The organism is Enterococcus avium (assembly GCF_002891025.1).
In the GTDB taxonomy this organism is placed as follows: domain Bacteria; phylum Bacillota; class Bacilli; order Lactobacillales; family Enterococcaceae; genus Enterococcus_A; species Enterococcus_A avium.
In genome coordinates, this window is sequence record NZ_NBSL01000002.1 from 527909 (window position 1) to 546102 (window position 18194).

General features: G+C 38.1%; 19 protein-coding genes. 15 read left to right on the plus strand and 4 right to left on the minus strand.

Going from position 1 to position 18194, the window contains the following annotated elements:
* The first annotated feature begins 30 nt into the window (after window positions 1-30).
* From AUF14_RS02675 to AUF14_RS02690, 4 genes are all read left to right on the plus strand, one after another.
* On the plus strand, window positions 31-663 hold the full coding sequence (locus AUF14_RS02675; protein WP_049218882.1) for a response regulator transcription factor: 633 nt from the start codon (window positions 31-33) through the stop codon (window positions 661-663).
* 117 nt (window positions 664-780) lie between these two features.
* Complete coding sequence (locus AUF14_RS02680; RefSeq protein WP_016180613.1) at window positions 781-1446, plus strand: potassium channel family protein; 666 nt, start codon at window positions 781-783, stop codon at window positions 1444-1446.
* An 11-nt stretch (window positions 1447-1457) separates the two neighbouring features.
* Window positions 1458-1751: a HesB/YadR/YfhF family protein gene (locus AUF14_RS02685; protein ID WP_016180614.1), complete on the plus strand. Its 294-nt coding sequence runs from the start codon at window positions 1458-1460 to the stop codon at window positions 1749-1751.
* Between the two features lie 13 nt (window positions 1752-1764).
* The gene (locus AUF14_RS02690) at window positions 1765-2697 is read left to right on the plus strand and encodes a glycosyltransferase family 2 protein (RefSeq protein WP_049218884.1); all 933 of its coding nucleotides are present in this window, start codon (window positions 1765-1767) and stop codon (window positions 2695-2697) included.
* 12 nt (window positions 2698-2709) lie between these two features.
* On the opposite strand, the gene AUF14_RS02695 is transcribed toward AUF14_RS02690, so the two are convergent.
* Together AUF14_RS02695 and AUF14_RS02700 are read right to left on the minus strand one after the other, a co-directional pair.
* The gene (locus AUF14_RS02695; protein WP_102865872.1) at window positions 2710-3657 is read right to left on the minus strand and encodes a phosphoglycerate dehydrogenase; all 948 of its coding nucleotides are present in this window, start codon (window positions 3655-3657) and stop codon (window positions 2710-2712) included.
* An 89-nt stretch (window positions 3658-3746) separates the two neighbouring features.
* Complete coding sequence (locus AUF14_RS02700; protein ID WP_049219203.1) at window positions 3747-4562, minus strand: DUF1189 domain-containing protein; 816 nt, start codon at window positions 4560-4562, stop codon at window positions 3747-3749.
* 162 nt (window positions 4563-4724) lie between these two features.
* Here AUF14_RS02700 and AUF14_RS02705 point away from each other — a divergent pair, with 162 nt between their 5' ends.
* The 5 genes from AUF14_RS02705 to AUF14_RS02725 all read left to right on the plus strand — a co-directional run bounded on the left by AUF14_RS02705 (window position 4725) and on the right by AUF14_RS02725 (window position 8971).
* The gene (locus AUF14_RS02705) at window positions 4725-5189 is read left to right on the plus strand and encodes a GtrA family protein (protein ID WP_049219204.1); all 465 of its coding nucleotides are present in this window, start codon (window positions 4725-4727) and stop codon (window positions 5187-5189) included.
* A gap of 76 nt (window positions 5190-5265) precedes the next feature.
* On the plus strand, window positions 5266-5874 hold the full coding sequence (locus tag AUF14_RS02710; protein ID WP_049219207.1) for a superoxide dismutase: 609 nt from the start codon (window positions 5266-5268) through the stop codon (window positions 5872-5874).
* A gap of 146 nt (window positions 5875-6020) precedes the next feature.
* Window positions 6021-7325, plus strand: a complete 1305-nt coding sequence (locus AUF14_RS02715) for an IS91 family transposase (RefSeq protein WP_071879978.1) — start codon at window positions 6021-6023, stop codon at window positions 7323-7325.
* Window positions 7303-7503, plus strand: coding sequence for a hypothetical protein (locus tag AUF14_RS02720; protein WP_040005624.1), 201 nt, complete (start codon window positions 7303-7305; stop codon window positions 7501-7503). Before AUF14_RS02715 ends, AUF14_RS02720 begins: the two co-directional genes overlap by 23 nt.
* A 241-nt stretch (window positions 7504-7744) precedes the next feature.
* Window positions 7745-8971 carry an LCP family glycopolymer transferase gene (locus AUF14_RS02725; RefSeq protein ID WP_049219055.1) on the plus strand — a complete coding sequence of 409 codons (1227 nt, stop codon included), beginning with the start codon at window positions 7745-7747 and terminating at the stop codon, window positions 8969-8971.
* Between the two features lie 90 nt (window positions 8972-9061).
* Here the strand turns inward: AUF14_RS02725 and rlmD are convergent, their stop codons facing one another.
* Window positions 9062-10435 (minus strand): 23S rRNA (uracil(1939)-C(5))-methyltransferase RlmD, encoded by a 1374-nt coding sequence (rlmD, locus tag AUF14_RS02730; RefSeq protein ID WP_049219053.1) that lies wholly within the window; start codon window positions 10433-10435, stop codon window positions 9062-9064.
* A 170-nt stretch (window positions 10436-10605) separates the two neighbouring features.
* Here rlmD and recX point away from each other — a divergent pair, with 170 nt between their 5' ends.
* The 3 genes from recX to ntdP all read left to right on the plus strand — a co-directional run bounded on the left by recX (window position 10606) and on the right by ntdP (window position 13177).
* Entirely contained in the window at window positions 10606-11403 is a 798-nt protein-coding gene (recX, locus tag AUF14_RS02735) for a recombination regulator RecX (protein ID WP_016180624.1), read from the plus strand.
* Complete coding sequence (mutY, locus tag AUF14_RS02740; protein WP_049219051.1) at window positions 11396-12547, plus strand: A/G-specific adenine glycosylase; 1152 nt, start codon at window positions 11396-11398, stop codon at window positions 12545-12547. Before recX ends, mutY begins: the two co-directional genes overlap by 8 nt.
* A 96-nt stretch (window positions 12548-12643) precedes the next feature.
* On the plus strand, window positions 12644-13177 hold the full coding sequence (gene ntdP, locus AUF14_RS02745; protein WP_010740416.1) for a nucleoside tri-diphosphate phosphatase: 534 nt from the start codon (window positions 12644-12646) through the stop codon (window positions 13175-13177).
* Window positions 13178-13260: 83 nt separating this feature from the next.
* Here ntdP and AUF14_RS02750 read toward each other — a convergent pair whose 3' ends face one another.
* Window positions 13261-13704 (minus strand): GNAT family N-acetyltransferase, encoded by a 444-nt coding sequence (locus AUF14_RS02750; protein WP_049219049.1) that lies wholly within the window; start codon window positions 13702-13704, stop codon window positions 13261-13263.
* Window positions 13705-13780: 76 nt separating this feature from the next.
* On the opposite strand from AUF14_RS02750, the gene AUF14_RS02755 reads away from it, so the two are divergent.
* From AUF14_RS02755 to AUF14_RS02765, 3 genes are all read left to right on the plus strand, one after another.
* Window positions 13781-14905: an AI-2E family transporter gene (locus tag AUF14_RS02755; RefSeq protein WP_016180627.1), complete on the plus strand. Its 1125-nt coding sequence runs from the start codon at window positions 13781-13783 to the stop codon at window positions 14903-14905.
* A gap of 112 nt (window positions 14906-15017) precedes the next feature.
* Window positions 15018-16394: a hemolysin family protein gene (locus AUF14_RS02760; RefSeq protein ID WP_016180628.1), complete on the plus strand. Its 1377-nt coding sequence runs from the start codon at window positions 15018-15020 to the stop codon at window positions 16392-16394.
* Window positions 16395-16601: 207 nt separating this feature from the next.
* Window positions 16602-18179, plus strand: a complete 1578-nt coding sequence (locus AUF14_RS02765; protein ID WP_016180629.1) for a peptide chain release factor 3 — start codon at window positions 16602-16604, stop codon at window positions 18177-18179.
* The last annotated feature ends 15 nt before the right edge of the window (window positions 18180-18194 follow it).

Consider the following 18194-nt stretch of genomic DNA (forward strand, 5'->3'; position numbering starts at 1 on the left):
AATAGATTATTAAGAACTAGGAGGCAGAGGATGATACGAGTATTGTTAGTTGATGATCATGAAATGGTTCGATTAGGCGTTTCTTCTTACCTATCGATTCAATCAGATGTCGAGGTTGTGGGGGAAGCTGAAAATGGCGAAGATGGCTACGAGAAGGCGATGGCTCTTCGTCCAGATGTAATTTTAATGGACTTGGTGATGGAAGTGATGGATGGCATCGAATCAACCAAGAAAATTCTAAAAGAGTGGCCAGAAGCAAGAATCTTAATCGTGACCAGTTTTATTGATGACGAAAAAGTTTATCCTGCTATTGAAGCGGGTGCTTCAGGTTATTTGTTGAAAACATCTACCGCTCATGAGATCGCCAATGCCATTCGTAAGACCTATAATGGTGAGCGTGTCTTAGAACCAGAAGTGACGACGAAGATGATGGAGCAATTATCCAATCGAAACCGTCATATTCTTCATGAAGAATTAACGAATCGTGAACAAGAAATTTTACTATTAATTGCTCAAGGAATGAGCAATCAGGAAATCGCTGATGAATTGTTTATCACCTTAAAAACAGTCAAGACGCATGTATCGAATATTTTAGCGAAGCTAGAAGTAGAGGATCGTACACAAGCAGCGATCTACGCCTTTAAGCACGGGTTAATAAAATAGAGAGTCCATCTCTGTTTTATTAACCCGCTCTTTGTTATACTAGGAAATGTAAGTTTTGCTGGTATAGAGATTCAAGTTATTTGGATAAATAATATATTGAAAGATTAAGGAGATATCATGAAGCAAAGTTTTGTCATTATTGGTTTAGGAAGATTTGGCGGGAGTATTTGCCGCACATTAGTGGAATCCGGTCAGGAAGTTTTGGCGATAGACAGCAGTGAAGATCGTGTGAATGAATACATGAATATTGCTACTCATGCAGTTGTGGCGAATGCACAGGATGAAATGACTCTCCGTTCTTTAGGCATTCGAAATTTCGACCATGTCATTGTAGCGATAGGAGAGGATATTCAGGCGAGTATCTTAGTGACTTTAATGGTCAAAGAAATGGGCGTGCCAAATATTCTGGCAAAAGCACAAAATGAGTACCATGCTCGTGTCTTAGAAAAAATCGGCGCGGACCGTGTTGTCCATCCTGAACGGGATATGGGACAACGAATCGCTCACAACCTGGTTTCGAAGAATATATTGGATTATTTAGAGTTATCTGATGAGTTTTCTTTGGCGGAAATCAATGTGACCAATCGTAAATTTTATGGTAAAACCTTAGATGAACTAGATTTTCGTCAACGATTTGGACTAAATGTGGTAGCAATTCGTCGGGATAATCAAGATCCAATCGTGACACCACCTGCAGAAGAAGTTGTACAAAAGGACGATCATTTAGTGGTGATTGGTCGCGATGAAGACGTGGATTATTTAGATGAAAAAATGAATGGATAGGTGATTTTCAAATGAAGTTAACAATAACCCCAAAAGCGCAAGAATGGTTTAAACGTGAAATTGAATTAAGCGATGGCCAAGGAATTAAATTTTACGGAAAAGTCTATGGAAAAACTCAGGTTCATGATGGCTTTTCAGTAGGGATGTCGGTGGATACAATCGATAGTCCACTTGTAAAAACAACTATTGGTGATCAATTGTTTTATATTGAAGAAGCCGATGAATGGTTTTTTAAGGGATACGACCTCGTTGTTGATTATGACACAGTCTTGGATGAACCAAAGTACGACTTTATCCAAGTTTAGGAGTTGATACAAAATGATATCAGTTATTGTTCCTTGCTTTAATGAAGAGGAAGCGATTCCTCTTTTTTTTACGGAGATGGAGAAAGTAAAAAAAGAAGTCTCGCATAGCTTTGAATATATTTTTATTAACGATGGTTCAAAGGATGAAACGCTAAAAGTTTTGCGAGATTTAGCTAAAAGAAACGATTTCGTTCGCTATATCTCTTTTTCACGTAATTTTGGTAAAGAAGCTGCATTATATGCAGGTTTACAAGCTTCTAAGGGTGACTTAGTAACTGTCATGGATGTTGACTTGCAAGATCCGCCTGAATTATTACCGAGAATGATCGAAATGATCGAGACATCAGATATTGATTGTGTAGGAACGCGACGTTCAAATCGAAAAGGAGAACCCATTATTCGAAATCTATTTGCCAAAGCTTTTTATCATTTAATTAATCGAATTAGTGAGACAGAGATGGTGGATGGCGCTCGAGATTATCGTTTAATGACACGCCAGATGGTTGACGCGGTATTGGAACTGACTGAACATAATCGATTTTCTAAAGGGTTATTTAGTTGGGTTGGCTTTAAAACAGAATATATTTCTTTTGAGAATCAAGAGCGAGTGGTTGGAAAATCTTCATGGTCATTTTGGGAATTGTTTAACTATTCAATCGATGGAATCATAAATTTTTCTGATGTGCCCCTCAATATAGCTTCTTTTGTCGGAGCTTTTTCTTGTGTTGCTTCGGGAATCGCAATGATATTTATTATTGTTCGAGCATTATTATTTGGCGATCCGACATCTGGTTGGCCGTCATTGGTAACAATCATTCTCTTCATTGGCGGTGTTCAATTACTGTGCATCGGGATTATTGGAAAATACATCGGGAAGATTTTTATGGAAACAAAAAAACGTCCAGTTTATATTGTTAAGGAGACTGAAAAAAAGTTGGAGAAATAATCTCCAACTTTTTTAGTATCCTCGTTTCACTTCAACCTGGTTCACAGTCAACTCTTTACTTGAAACATAGCTTTTTAAATTACTCAAAAAGATTTTCATAAATTTATTTTGAAAATCAATAGTCATTCCTGAAATATGCGGAGTAATCAAAACATTATCAAATTCCCATAACGGACTTTCTTTTGGTAGCGGTTCTTCTTCAAAAACATCAAGGGCAGCAAAGGCAAAGTGTTTTTCTTCAAGTGCTGTTGTCAACTCTTTCGTATGAACAGTATCCCCACGTCCAACATTTACAAATACAGCAGTTTTCTTCATTTTTTCGAAAATATCACTATTAAAAATATGATAGGTTTCGTGTGTGCCAGGCAAAATCCCTACCACAATGTCCATCTCTGGGACAATTTTAGCCATATTTTTGATGGAATAGGTTTCTGCGAATCCCTCTACTGAATGTCCAGTTGTATTGATACCAAAAACATTTACGCCTAAGCTATGGATTGATTTCGAAAGTTGCTGACCAATATGTCCGGTACCAACGACTAGTAAATTTTTCCCAGCAAGCTGGTTATAGTGAATGGATTTTTGAGCCCATTCTTTTTGGGTTTGTTTTTTTACAGCTTCGTTCAAGCCGCGATAATAGCCAAGCAGAACGCCAATAATATGTTCGCTGATAGAAAGGGCATGAATCCCGCTGCCGTTAGATAATAAAATATCCTGTTCTGAGAACTTATCTAGTGGTAAATAGTCTACACCAGCGGAAATAGATTGTACCCATTTCAATTTTTGGGTTGTTAATAACTGATCTTCGAATTTCTCTGCCCACCCCACAGATATTTCTACGGCTGCAAAATCTTCTTCAGTCAAAGTGTTTTTGATTTGATAGTCAGGAGCGATGGATTGAATTTTTTCAGTGAAATCCTCGCGAAATTTTTTTTGTAGGAAAATAATTGGTTTTGTCATCTTTATGCCTCATTTCATGTTCAAATAGAATCGTCTCATTTATTTTATCAAAGCTTGCGAAAAAAAACTGCTTACAGAATCGTAAGCAGTTAATTAGTTGGCAATTCAATTTTTGGGAAGTGATTGATGACTCGGAAAAAGATAAACAAGCTGATGAACGTAATTAAAATACTTGAGTCAAAGTTTGGTTGAAACAATAAAATAAGGGTTGCTAAAATTGTTGGGATAGTTGCGCAATAAATAATTGTTTTGAAACATTCAAAAAAAGTCACACGGCGCAACCTCAATTTTGCTACGATCATACCAGCAATACCGGCAAAAATTAATGTAACGAATAAGTTGATGAAGGAAGGATAAAGACCTGCCAATAGCATCACTAAAGGCGTCCAAATTGGCATTCTCAAATCTTTTAGACCAGTTCTCAATTTATCCCCAGTCATACTTTTTAGAGGTTCCTGTTTATAGGAGAATTTAAGGACGTTATCGCCGAATAGTGCTGAGCTGACCCCACCGTAATCTGGAAGTACAATTATAGCTTGGTCCTTTAACAGTCCAACGCTGAAGTAATTTCCTATCAAGTCTTTCTCGACATCTTGGCGCGTACGTTTTCCTTCAGGATCGAAGGTCAGAATAATTGAATCTGTTTGATAAATAAATCCTTTCTCAGGTTTATCAGTTTTGATTTCACCATTTTCAATCCTAAAGTCGGGAATTTTTTCAACAATCTCTAGGCTGTCGGTTTTCAGTTGATCCATTACCTGAAGGGCCTGATAGACACTCGGAATTGCCAAAAGCAAACTCAACCCTAGTAGATAAACGATCGATTTCCAAAAGGGCGTGTCCTTTGCTGATTTTAGATCCTCAAAACGAATAAGGGATCCTTTGATTAATTGACGAAAAGTCATGTGATCGCTCCAATCTATTTATACAAGAGCCATTGTAGCGAAGTAAGGTTGAAATAACAAGGCGATCTGTAAAAATGTAAAAAGAATGCAAGAAAGAATTGACTATCGTACCTTGCTTCGTTATCGTATTTATGAAAGTGGATAATAAGAAAGTGAGTAATCATGAAATTTTATCAGATGTTTAAGGACTATTTAGAGGAAAAAAGACTTTGGGAAGTCTTCATTTATTTATTTTTTGGTGGATTAGCGACAGTAGTAAATATTGTGACCTTTGCTTTGGCTTATCAAGCTTTTCATTTAAGCTGGCCAGTTTCAAATGCTATTTCTTGGATTTGTTCGGTACTATTTGCGTTTGTCACAAATAAATTGTGGGTTTTTCAATCAAAAACAGAAAGTATTCCAGCTTTGGCGTGGGAGTTTGCTAAATTTATCTTCTATCGTGTGTTGTCATTTGGTATGGATATGGCTTGCATGTATTTGTTTATTGATATGTTGCACACAGGAAATTTGATTGCAAAGATTATTACGCAAATTGTCGTTGTCGTTGCCAATTATATTTTTAGTAAAGTCTTCATTTTCAAAAAAGTTGAGATTATTGAAGACGAGAAAACGAATTCCTCGCCATAGTAGGCATATATTTTGAAGAACATTGCATTGTTTGTTACAGTTAAAGCATAAAGATATTTAAGGAGGAACTTGAACTATGGCTTATACTTTACCAGATCTACCTTATGGCTACGATGCATTGGAGCCTTATATCGATGTTGAAACGATGCATTTGCATCATGACAAACACCATAACACATATGTAACAAATTTAAATGCTGCGATTGAAAAATATCCGGAATTAGGAGAACAGTCAATTGAAGAGCTAATGAAAAACTTAAATGAAGTTCCTGAGGACATTCGTACGGCTGTACGTAATAACGGCGGCGGACATGCTAACCACAGCTTCTTCTGGAAAATTATGGCTCCAAATGCTGGCGGTGAACCTACAGGCGCGATTAAGGACGCAATTGATCAAGCATTTGGCAGCTTTGAAAAAATGAAGGAAGAATTCAAGACTGCAGCAACTGGTCGTTTTGGTTCTGGCTGGGCATGGTTAGTATTGAACAATGGAAAATTAGAAATTACTTCTACTGCAAACCAAGACAGCCCATTAACTGATGGAAAAACGCCGATCATTGGCTTAGATGTATGGGAACATGCGTATTATTTGAAATATAAAAATGTACGTCCAGACTACATCGCTGCTTTCTGGGACGTTGTGAACTGGGATCAAGCAAATGAAAACTTAGCGAACGCTAAATAATCAACTATTAAAGAGGAAGATTGGCATGGTCAATCTTCCTCTTTTTTTAACATTAAAGGAAGTATAACATTTTAAGCGGTCAAAGGATTGATACATCAATCTTTTGACCGCTTTTCATCTGGTCTTTTTCCTATTAAACTGGAGATATGAAACCCAATATTTTACACGCCATTTTCTTTGATGAATATCAAAACTGGGAGAAATTCAATCAAAGGTACACAAGAAGGATTCGATCCGTTGTGAAAAGAGAAGTGAAGAAGTTTCGCGATTGTGGTGACCTTAAAAAAGGTTATCGTCTATTTGTCTGTGAAGGATGCCATGATGTAAAGAAAGTGGCTTTTCGTTGTAAAGGGAAATTTTGTCCAACTTGTGCAACTGGGGAAAGTCAACGGTGGGCAGAGGTTGCGGCGAATGATCTGTTTACAGTGACGCATCGACACGTCATCTTCACGATCGATGAAGGTTTACGTGAGATTTTTCTGAAGGAGAAGTATCGTAAGGAGCTTTTAAAAGGATTAATGGATGAAGCTGCACGGATACTATTAGATTTTTTTAGAAAGCACCATATACAAGCTGGGGTTGTGGCAACACTCCACACCTTCGGTTCTCAGCTAGAATACAATCCGCATGTTCATTTAGTCGTCACCATGGGTGGACTGACGAAGGATGGAAAATGGAAGGACTATGACTATTTTCCGTTCGCAATGTTGAGGAAATATTGGCAGAATGCGGTCCTAAAGCTCATTCGAAGAACCTTATCCCAATGGGATAAGGCACGAGTCCAGCCGCTTTTACAAGCGGCGTACACGAAAAATGCAGAGGGTTTTTACGTGCATGCACCCAAAAGGAGCCGAACTTCTCTCAAAAAGATATTAGAATATATCAGTCGTTATATGAAACGTGGTCCCATTGCTTTAAATCGTATCCTTTTGTACGATGGGAAAATAGTGATGTTTCAGTATCATGATAAACGAACTAACACGGATAAGATAAAGACGATGTCGGCAGAGGAATTTATTGGTGCACTGATTCGTCATATTCCAGAGAACCAGTTCAAAACAATTCGTAGATACGGCATTTATAGTCGGCGGATCAAGACAATCATGAAAAAAGTATTAAGTAATTACCAGAAAGAGATTCAACGAATGCTTGTGAATGTGAAGAAAGCACTTAAACCAAAATCATGGTGTGAACGAATAGCCGAAGAATTCGGAGTAAATCCATTGGAATGTACTAGATGTGGCGAATATTATGAATTTAGTGGAGTTAGTGTGTCTAAAAATGGACGACTTGTAGTGAAATATGCGAAGAATAAAGAATCGGAACGATTCATGCGAGAGGAGAATAAAAAAATTGGGGAAGAAGCATCGAAACGTAAGTATGAAAAAGAAAAAGAAGCAGCTTTTAAAAAACTTCGATTCCAATGGAGTGGTTCATTACATTTGTCTTGAATGTGGGATAAAGGAAAAAATTCCAAAGGAAGTAGTTCAATTTTTGGATGCAGGAGATGTTGCATTTGATCCTGAGAACGCTCCGCAATTTGATTGCGAAAAATGTGGTGGAGAGATGTATCCAGAATACTATAAGAACGTACTTGGATACGAATTTAGAATCAGTGATCGACAATAAAATGATTTATCTAAACAAAAAGTCCTCAGGAGCGGTTTTCTCCTGAGGTTTTCTTAGCCTAGATTTTATGACCTTCCAAAAATCTTCATAATTTTATGGTATAAATCGAACGTAAAGAGCAAACCAGCTATTAATATTCTTTAAGTTTCTGTTATTTGAAATTAATTGTTTTTAGCTGTTGTTGATTAGATAGCTGATATATGAGAAAATAAAACGAAAAAATCGTTAATAGAGGTGTATGATGAGTCGTTGGAAGAAAGTGATCGTAGGGTTATTAGTCCTACTAAATTTATTTATAGGTGGGATTACCTACTATGCTGTCCAAGTGACAAATGATGCCAGTAAAATGGTTGATAGTATTCGACAAACTGTTAAACGTACAAGTTTGAAGCGAGAGGGTGACAAACCCAATATAGACAATGCGGAGCCTTTTTCAATTTTGCTCGCGGGAGTCGATACAGGAGACCTTGGCCGCTCGGATCAGGGGAGATCTGATAGTATGATGGTCGTTGCTATCAATCCCAAGCAAAAGAAATCAACAATTGTCAGCTTAGACAGAGATATTTTGACTAAAATTGTTGGGTATGAGACGAATGACAAATTGAATCACGCCTACGCGTTTGGTGGTGTGAAGATGTCAATGGATACAATTGAGACACTTTTAGATATCCCTTTGGACCATTATGTATCAATCAATATGCGTGGATTAAAAGACTTGATTGATGCGGTTGGCGGTATTGAGGTCAATAATAAGATTGATTTTACTTTGGATGGTATTCATGTACCTAAAGGAAAACAAACGTTGGATGGAGAAAAGGGCTTAGCCTATGCGCGGATGCGTTATGAAGATCCAGAAGGCGATGTTGGACGGCAAAGACGTCAACGAGAAGTAGTAACCAAAATTTTACGAAAAGCGATGTCAATCAATGGTGTAAGTAACTATAGAAAAATTTTAAAAGCAGTCGAAAAAAATATGAAAACCGATCTAACATGGGATGATATGATGGATATCGGAACGAACTATTTATCCGCATTTGATACTATCAAACAAAAACAACTGGTTGGTAAGAGTCAGATGATAGATGAAATTTACTATCAAATATTAGGTACAAATGAATTATTAGATATTCAGAACACATTGAAGAAGCAGTTAGATTTGCCTACAGCAAGCACTTTACCAAACCTGAAAGAACAAGATGCAGATAGTTTGTTCTATGATGACTCTGATGGCAAAGCCAGTGAAGACACCAGCCAATTTGCGCCAGGCTATGATAATCCGAATAATTATGACAGCAGTGGCGTTTATGGTGATTCTTCAAATACAACTAACGACTATCAACAATCCGATGATTATTCTACTCAATATGATCAAGGATATACAGATCCAAATCAAGGTTACGGCGGTGCTACTGATCCTAACGCAGGACAGCAAAATGATGTTTACGGCCAGCCCGCTGCTGGTTACTAAAAAACGAGCGTTCCTATTTCTATCACGTACGATAGAAATAGGAACGCTTTGTTTTTATCGATTTTTCAAAAGCTGAATCTCTGATAGTTACTATTTTCTAGACATTTTTACGACAACCTCACAACGAGCTGTTTGTGGAAACATATCAACAGATTGTAAATAGTCTATATGATAGATTTTTGCAAGACTGACAAGATCGCGAGCCAAAGTGGAGACATTACAGGAAATATAAACCATTTGGGGACTTGGTGATTCTTGAATCGCCTTAAGCAATTGATTATCCAGACCTGTTCGTGGCGGATCAACGACAATTGCATCTGGCGAAAAGCCCTCCTTTAGCCATTTTGGTAATAAGCTTTCAGCAGTTCCGACCTCGTATCGGGTATTGGTTAGGTTCATTGCTTCCGCATTTTTCTTCGCATCGTCAATGGCTTGTGGGATTACATCCATACCCCGGACTTCTTTGGCTTTTTTAGCTAATGACAGTCCAATTGTACCAACACCGCAATACGCATCTACTACTGTTTTAGGCATTGTTAAATCCAGAGCATTGATGGCTTCTTGATAAAGGATCTTCGTTTGCTGGGGATTCAATTGGAAGAACGCCCGCGGCGAAAGTTCAAAGCTGACTTCATTGATTTTTTCGTTGATAACTTCTTTGCCCCAAAGATGAATGGTTTCATCCCCCATAATGACAGAGGTTTTCTTCTCTTGGATATTTTGCATGATTGAAACAATTTCTGGCAAACGATTCGTGATTTCTCGAATCAATGTATTTTTTTGCGGCAACTTCGGTGTTTTTGTAATCATGACTAATTGGACCTCGCCAGTTTCAACACCAATTCGAACCATTAATGTACGCAGAATACCGGAATTTGAACGTTCATCATAAATCGGCAGATCATATTTTGTTAATAAGTTTACTACCGTATTGATGACTTTTTGCGTTGTTGGTTCTTGGACCAAGCAATCTTTGATCGGAACCAATTGATGAGAATCCGCCTGATAAAGACCAGCTTCGACTTGATTGGTTCGTTTATTTTTCCGCAATTGAAATTGCGCTTTATTGCGATAGTGCCAAGGCTCATCCATGCCAATCGTATTGCGCAGCTCAAAGGTCTGATAGCCTTCGGGCTTGTATTTTTCTAAAGCTTGACGCAATAAATCTTTCTTAAAGTCTAATTGCTTGCTGTAGACTAGATGTTGAAGCTGACAACCGCCGCATTCTTTATAAACAGGACATGGGGGCGTGATACGATCGGGACTCTTTTTCGTAATTTTTACTAAGCGGGCTTCTGCAAAACGAGGAGTTGCTTTAGTGATTCGTGCGATAACCGTTTCATTTGGTAACGCACCAGTGACAAAAATAATCAGACGTTTGTAATAAGCGATGCCCTCGCCATTGATACCGAGCCGTTTTATTTTCAAGGTTAATGTTTGGTTAGGTTTAAGTTGAACAGCCATGGTTAGCCTCTTTCTCAAATTTTTTTTCAGCTTTTTATACGCAATTCATTTTAGCATATTTTTATCGATTGGTTGATTATCTGTGATAGAATTAGTTTTTGTGAGGAGATTATTACTATTCTCCACTAGGCGGATGATATATATAGAAATAGTAAATTGGAGGACATAAGATGCTGACGGTAGTAAAAATCAGTCAAGGTCGTGGACCTTACTATAAAGTAGAATTTTCTAATGGTGAAAAGCTGCGATTGTCAGAAGATACAGTTGTACGTCATCGCTTGCTTAAAGGCCAAGAGCTAGATGAGAAGATGCTAGATGAGATTAAGCAGGAGGGTAAAGAAGATCTGGGATTTCAACTTGCTTTAAATTATTTAAGCTATCAATTACGGACGGAAAAAGAACTTCGAACCTATCTAAAAGAGAATGAGATTGAAAGTGCTGATCGGCAAAAAATTGTTGTTCGTCTGAAAGAAATGGATTTACTGAATGATCTTGTCTATGGAGAAAGCTATGTTCGCACGCAAATGCGCATAGGAGATAAGGGCCCACGAGTTTTGCAGCAAAAGTTAAAACAAAAAGGGCTGAATGATACGGATATTCAACACGCGTTATATCTTTATGAAGCAGACGAACAATTTCAAGTTGCTGCGCATACAGCAAAAAAGGCGATGCGAAAATTTCATCATAGCAGCCCACGCGAAGTTCAACGAAAAATTCAGCAATTGCTGATGACAAAAGGCTTCAGCAGCGACATCAGCAAAAATGTATTAGCCGAACTTGATTTTTCTGAAATCGAGGAGCAAGAGACGGATGCATTAGAGCTTCAGGGTGAAAAGCTTTGGCGCAAGAATCAGCGATTTGAACCAGCAAAACGGCGACAAAAGGTCAAACAGAGTTTGTATCAAAAGGGATTTCAGTTAGATCAGATCGATGCCTTTATTCGTGGAAAAGAGGAAGCAGATGAGTAGAGGTTGGGAAAATTGGTCGGCTTCAGACGTGGAACAATTTCAAGAAGCTTTTCTAGAATGGTACCAGCAGGAAAAGCGAAATCTTCCCTGGCGTTACAACCAAGATCCTTATCGCATCTGGATCTCGGAAATCATGTTGCAGCAAACACGAGTCGATACCGTGATTGATTTTTTTTATCGATTTATGGAGCAATTTCCAACGATTCAAGCGTTAGCAGAGGCACCAGAGGACAAATTACTGAAAGTTTGGGAAGGGTTAGGTTATTATTCTAGGGCTCGTAATTTGCAGGCTGCGGCAAAACAGATTATGGAAGAATTCGGCGGAAAGTTTCCGAAAACGGTCGAAGAGATTCGTTCACTTAAGGGAATTGGACCATATACCGCTGGCGCTATTAGCAGTATTGCTTTCGAGATCCCAGAACCTGCAATCGATGGGAATGTGATGCGAGTCGTTAGTAGATTATTTTGTATTGAAGCAGATATTGCGAAAGCAAGTAGTCGAACCTTTTTTGATGAAGCGATGCGCAAGATCATTAGTCAAAAGCAGCCAGGCGACTTTAATCAAGCGATGATGGATTTAGGCTCCAGTATTTGTACACCGACGAATCCGCAATGTGAAATCTGTCCGATTCAGCAGTTTTGTCAGGCTTATCGAGAAGGGCGTCAAACCGATTTTCCAGTGAAATCGAAAAAGCAAAAACCAAAAGATGTTTATTATGTAGCTGGTATTATTGAAAATAAAGAACAAGAGATTTTTCTTCAACAACGTCCAGAAACAGGGTTATTAGCAAATATGTGGCTCTTTCCTTTAGAAGAAGTTTCAGTAGAACGATTCAGCGAATTGCAGGAGCAATATGATCCTAAAAGCTGGGATTTATTTTCTAGTTCACAGATTGCAGAAGACAGTCCTGATTTCTTTTCAGCTCAAAATATTATTTGGCAAAAAAAGGTTCTGGGAGAGGTTAAGCATGTCTTTAGTCATTTACGCTGGCATATTCTTGTTTTCTACGGTCGAAGTGCAGCACCTTTAACACTCAAAGGCCATTGGGTGAAACCAAATGAATTTTCTGGCTATGTTTTTCCAAAACCACAGCAAAAAATGTTGGAAGTTTTTGAAAATTATTTATCCGATGACAAAGATTAGTAGGCAATCTTTCATTTTATTGCTATAATAATTCTGATGTCGGTGTGATAACACCCAAACAAATGCGGAAATTTTTTCGCTGAGGGAAGGGTAGCTATGGGAGTTCCAAAAGAAGGAGAGTTTGTGACGATTAAAAGTTACAAGCACGACGGCAGTTTGCATCGAACGTGGCGTGATACCATGGTATTAAAAACAAGTGAGTGTTCACTGATTGGCTTGAATGACCACACATTGGTCACAGAATCAGACGGCAGAAGATGGGTCACTCGCGAACCAGCAATCGTTTATTTTCATCAAAAATACTGGTTCAACATAATAGCAATGATTCGAGAGAAGGGAGTTTCTTATTATTGTAATCTAGCATCACCTTATGTATTAGATGACGAGGCACTAAAATATATTGATTATGATTTAGATGTCAAAGTTTTTCCTGATGGCGAGAAACGCCTATTGGACGTGGATGAATATGAAGCCCATAGTCAGCAAATGCATTACTCTAAAGAAATTGATTATATTCTCAAAGAAAATGTCAAGATCTTAGTGGACTGGATCAACAATGAAAAGGGGCCTTTTTCTCAAGGCTATATTGATATTTGGTATGATCGTTACAAGCAATTGTCGCGAAAGTAGAAAGAAAAGGCTGTGCCAGAAATGGTACAGTCTTTTTTGCCAGCTTTTTATGAATGCATGGAAGTAGAAAAAAATTTTTAGTTTTAAGATGTTTGTAGCTCTTTCTTCATATGCACATGATCAATTCCAGCGTCTTCAAATATTTCACCGTAAGTAATGTATCCTAGTTTTTTGTAAAATTTTTCCGCTGATAATTGTGCGCCTAATTCGATTGTTTTATAATGCTGTTGTTTGGCAAATGCTTCAGCTTCTGTAATGATTTCAGAACCTAGATTTTTTCTACGGTATTCTTTTAACACAGCCATCCGTTGTAATTTGAATGTATGGTCATTCAGAGGTAATAGTCGCACAGTTGCTGCAGGCTTCTTATCGTCGGTGTAAAGTACGAAATGAACAGAATAGGCTTCATTTCCATCGATTTCTAAATTAGCAGGAACACCTTGTTCTTGTACAAAGACTTTTTGGCGGATACGAACGGCATCGAGATAGATTTCGCTCATTGTATCCTTAGTGATTAAAATTTTCATAATGACACCTTCCTCAAGGGGATTTTCTTTCACATGATGTATACTATAAACTAAATCTAAAAAAAGGAGTAGATGAATGTTTGAGAAAATTAAAAATTCAAAATTAATGTTCTGGTCGGTTGAACTATTGATTATTGCCACATTGATTTTGGTTTCTTCAAAAATTGATTTTGTTTTTCAGCCGATAGGCACATTTTTTACTACGTTGTTCGCGCCGATTTTAATTGCAGGCTTTTTGTATTACTTATTGAATCCTTTAGTGAACTTACTAATGAAAATGGGTGTCAAGCGCTTAGCAGCAATTGCATTAATCTTTATTTTACTGATTGGAATGATCGTGCTGATTTTTATGAGCATCATCCCTAATCTAGTTGAGCAGCTAGTTTCCTTAGCTAGGAATATTCCAGGATTTATCAGTAATATGCAAACTTGGTTGCAAGAATTGGCTAATAATGCGACACGTTTTCCGCTATTTAAAGAATTAGACGTTGACAAGTACATTAGCAATTTAGATGTCTCTGCAGGAAGCATAATCCAGCAGTCGTTAACGGGCGTGACAAACGGGTTAGGTTCAGTGATAGGCAAGATTACAACGATAGTCTTATTACTCGTCACGGTTCCCTTCATTTTATTTTATATGTTGAAGGACGGCGAAAAATTAGTTCCCAATATTGAACGTCTTTTCCCAGAAAAGCAAAGAGAAAATATCAAAGGACTCTTGCAGCAGTTAAATAAAACCTTGTCTGATTATATTAGCGGACAAGCAATCGAGTGTTTGTTTGTGGGAACATTTACGTTTCTAGGTTATCTGCTGATTGGCGTGGACTATGCGTTCTTATTTGGAGTAATCGCAGGACTGACGAATTTGATTCCTTATTTGGGACCGTATTTAGGATTGGCCCCCGCATTGATCTACACATTTTTTGATTCACCAACAAGAGCCTTACTCTGTATAGTGGTTGTAATTATTGTGCAGCAGATTGATGGGAATGTAATCTACCCGAATGTAATTGGAAAATCGTTGAATATTCATCCACTAACGATTATTTTAATTTTATTAGTAGCCGGAAATCTTTCTGGCATATTAGGTGTCTTTTTAGGTGTTCCTGTTTATGCTATTTTACGCACATTAGTTGTTTTTGTGGTTAAAATAGTTAAACAAAGCAAACAAGAAGAACGAGAGCAAGAATTTTTAAGTTAGCAAATCGCTCTTTATTCGGAAAAGATTGCATAAAAAGAAGCGATGTGATACGATTTTATCGTGGCCTTTGTGCCACTTTTTTTACACTTAAAAATAAGGAGCGAATGCAATTATGAATGCTGACCCCGATAGTCAGTCGTTAATTTTACAACTAGGTTTATTAGTAATTTTGACGTTAATCAACGGATTTTTAGCTGCAGCTGAAATTTCGGTGGTATCGGTCAATAAAAACCGAGTAGAACAAAAGGCGGATGAAGGAAACCCAAAATCAAAAAGATTATTAGAGGTTATTGAAAGTCCGAATAATTTCTTATCAACGATCCAAGTTGGGATTACTTTAGTCAACATCTTGTCAGGGGCCTCCTTGGCTGATAGCTTGTCTGCTCGTTTGACGCCTTTATTAGGCGGAAGTGCGATTGCGCGGACAGCTTCTGCGGCGATCGTCATGATATTATTGACCTATGTATCAATTGTATTTGGAGAATTATATCCCAAACGAATTGCTATGACCAAGACCGAGGAAGTCGCACAATTTACCTCTGGCGTGGTTCGCAAATTAGGAGTAATCACAAAACCTTTCGTTTGGTTGTTAACGGCTTCAACAAACTTATTGGCAAAGATTACGCCGATGAAGTTTGATGATGAAGACACTAGAATGACCCGTGACGAAATGCGTTATATGTTAGAAAATGAAGGTGTGCTGGACAACGACGAGATCGAGATGCTGCAAGGTGTCTTTTCATTAGATACAAAGGTCGCTCGCGAAGTAATGGTTCCTCGAACAGATTCCTTCATGATAGATATCAATGATCCAGTATTGGAAAGCATTGATGAGATTTTGAATGAAAGCTATTCACGAATTCCAGTATATGATGATGATAAGGATAAAGTTGTAGGGATTTTACACACTAAAACCTTATTGAAGGCAGCTCGCCAATTCGGTTTTGAAAATGTCAATTTACAAAAGATTTTACAAGAACCGCTATTTGTGCCAGAAACCATTTTCATTGATGATTTATTATATGAATTGAAGAAAACCCAAAATCAAATGTCGATTCTACTTGACGAGTATGGTGGTATGGTAGGATTAGTCACATTAGAAGATTTGCTTGAGGAAATCGTTGGAGAAATCGATGATGAATCTGATGAAGTTGAGAAGCTTTATGAAAAAGTCGGGGACAACGAATACTTGATCAATGGGAAGATGCTGATTGACGAGTTCAACGAAGAGTTTGGTTTGAACTTGCATATGAGTGACGTCGATACGATGGCAGGATATCTGATCACAGCTTTGGGAACAATTCCTGATCAAGGGGAAAAGCTTTCGTTTGATGTTGACGATTTGACTTTGATCTCAGAAGAAATGGAAGGATCTCGTGTTTTGACCTTGCGTGCAATTTTCCATCCGGAAGAACATGAGAATGCTGAACCAGAAGAAGAACGTCGCCTATTTACTAAGGATTTTGAGGATGACGAGCCTCGCCGTTAGATAAATGATAACTAAACAGGTCTTAATCTCTTATTCGGAGATTAAGACCTGTTTTTTTCAAAACTGCTTTTTCCTAGATTTTTAAAAATGCCTGATAATGTATGCGTTAGGCAACATTTAAGAATGAGCGATTCAACTTTCCAATAGAGTAAAATCCATGCTATACTGATTGGGTTGAAATTTGAAAGAGATGAATGGAGCAATAGAATGAATAATCCTAATTTAAAACAACAAGTGGACAGCCGTCGTACCTTCGCGATTATTTCCCATCCGGATGCTGGTAAGACGACCATCACTGAACAACTATTATTATTCGGCGGAGCGATTCGCCAGGCGGGAACAGTTAAAGGGAAAAAAACTGGAAATTTTGCGAAATCTGACTGGATGGATATTGAAAAGCAACGGGGAATCTCAGTGACGAGTTCTGTGATGCAGTTTGATTTTGAGGGAAAACGAGTAAACATTTTAGATACACCAGGGCATGAAGACTTCTCTGAGGATACCTACCGTACATTAATGGCAGTCGACAGTGCCGTAATGGTTATTGATAGCGCAAAAGGAATCGAGGCGCAGACGAAAAAGCTTTTCCAAGTTGTTAAGCGTCGAGGAATTCCGATTTTTACTTTTATTAATAAGCTGGACCGCGATGGCCGCGAACCATTAGATTTATTAGAAGAGCTGGAGGAGTTATTAGATATAGAGTCTTATCCTATGAATTGGCCGATAGGTATGGGAAAGGGCTTAGAAGGAATTTACGATATCTATAACGAACGAATTGAATTTTATCGCCCTGAACAATATGAAGGGGAACGATTTGTAAAGTTGACGGATGGTGAAATCGCTGGGGAACATCCATTGAAGGAGAAATCAATTTATGAAGATGTGATCGGTGAAGTGGAATTAGTTCGAGAAGCTGGAGATCAATTCAATCTTGAGAAAATTCAACGAGGAGATCAAACCCCTGTCTTCTTTGGTTCTGCATTAACCAATTTTGGTGTTGAAACATTTTTGGAAACATTCGTTGATCTTGCACCGAAACCGCATGCTCATAAAACAGAAGAAGGAGAGGCAGTCTCTCCTTATGAAGAAGAGTTCTCTGGATTTGTTTTCAAAATTCAAGCTAACATGAATCCAAATCATCGTGATCGGATTGCTTTTGTTCGGGTATGCTCGGGTACTTTTGAACGTGGGATGGATGTAACCCTTGGTCGTACCGGTAAAAAAATGAAATTAAGTAACGTTACCCAATTTATGGCGGATGCTCGTGAAAATGTCGAGGAAGCTGTTGCCGGCGATATTATTGGAGTCTATGATACAGGAAACTATCAAATCGGAGATACTTTATATGAGGGAAAACTGAAAGTCGCTTACGAAGAGCTGCCATCTTTTACGCCTGAATTATTTATGAAGGTTACTGCTAAAAATGTGATGAAACAAAAATCCTTCCACAAGGGAATTTATCAATTGGTTCAAGAAGGTGCGATCCAGCTGTATAAAACCTATTTAACAGACGAGTATATTATTGGCGCCGTGGGACAGTTACAGTTTGAAGTGTTCCAACACCGCATGCTAAATGAATACAATGCGGAAGTAGTTATGACACCGATGGGTAACAAAATCGCTCGTTGGATTGATCCAGAACAATTAGACGAACGAATGAGCTCAAGCCGCAATATTTTGGCGAAAGATCGTTTCGATCAACCACTATTCTTATTCGAAAATCAATTTGCGATGCGCTGGTTTGCAGATAAGTATCCAGATGTAGAATTGAAGAGCTTGATGTAAAAAGATTAGAAAGGG

Bases quoted from the DNA above. Each gene is read 5' to 3' on its own strand.
- AUF14_RS02685 (WP_016180614.1), top strand. From the start codon at position 1,458: ATGAAGTTAACAATAACCCCAAAAGCGCAAGAATGGTTTAAACGTGAA.
- AUF14_RS02695 (WP_102865872.1), bottom strand. From the start codon at position 3,657: ATGACAAAACCAATTATTTTCCTACAAAAAAAATTTCGCGAGGATTTC.
- AUF14_RS02710 (WP_049219207.1), top strand. From the start codon at position 5,266: ATGGCTTATACTTTACCAGATCTACCTTATGGCTACGATGCATTGGAG.
- mutY (WP_049219051.1), top strand. From the start codon at position 11,396: ATGAGTAGAGGTTGGGAAAATTGGTCGGCTTCAGACGTGGAACAATTT.
- recX (WP_016180624.1), top strand. From the start codon at position 10,606: ATGCTGACGGTAGTAAAAATCAGTCAAGGTCGTGGACCTTACTATAAA.
- AUF14_RS02675 (WP_049218882.1), top strand. From the start codon at position 31: ATGATACGAGTATTGTTAGTTGATGATCATGAAATGGTTCGATTAGGC.
- AUF14_RS02715 (WP_071879978.1), top strand. From the start codon at position 6,021: ATGAAACCCAATATTTTACACGCCATTTTCTTTGATGAATATCAAAAC.
- AUF14_RS02760 (WP_016180628.1), top strand. From the start codon at position 15,018: ATGAATGCTGACCCCGATAGTCAGTCGTTAATTTTACAACTAGGTTTA.
- AUF14_RS02700 (WP_049219203.1), bottom strand. From the start codon at position 4,562: ATGACTTTTCGTCAATTAATCAAAGGATCCCTTATTCGTTTTGAGGAT.
- AUF14_RS02765 (WP_016180629.1), top strand. From the start codon at position 16,602: ATGAATAATCCTAATTTAAAACAACAAGTGGACAGCCGTCGTACCTTC.
- AUF14_RS02690 (WP_049218884.1), top strand. From the start codon at position 1,765: ATGATATCAGTTATTGTTCCTTGCTTTAATGAAGAGGAAGCGATTCCT.
- AUF14_RS02705 (WP_049219204.1), top strand. From the start codon at position 4,725: ATGAAATTTTATCAGATGTTTAAGGACTATTTAGAGGAAAAAAGACTT.
- AUF14_RS02755 (WP_016180627.1), top strand. From the start codon at position 13,781: ATGTTTGAGAAAATTAAAAATTCAAAATTAATGTTCTGGTCGGTTGAA.
- AUF14_RS02725 (WP_049219055.1), top strand. From the start codon at position 7,745: ATGAGTCGTTGGAAGAAAGTGATCGTAGGGTTATTAGTCCTACTAAAT.
- AUF14_RS02680 (WP_016180613.1), top strand. From the start codon at position 781: ATGAAGCAAAGTTTTGTCATTATTGGTTTAGGAAGATTTGGCGGGAGT.
- ntdP (WP_010740416.1), top strand. From the start codon at position 12,644: ATGGGAGTTCCAAAAGAAGGAGAGTTTGTGACGATTAAAAGTTACAAG.
- AUF14_RS02750 (WP_049219049.1), bottom strand. From the start codon at position 13,704: ATGAAAATTTTAATCACTAAGGATACAATGAGCGAAATCTATCTCGAT.
- rlmD (WP_049219053.1), bottom strand. From the start codon at position 10,435: ATGGCTGTTCAACTTAAACCTAACCAAACATTAACCTTGAAAATAAAA.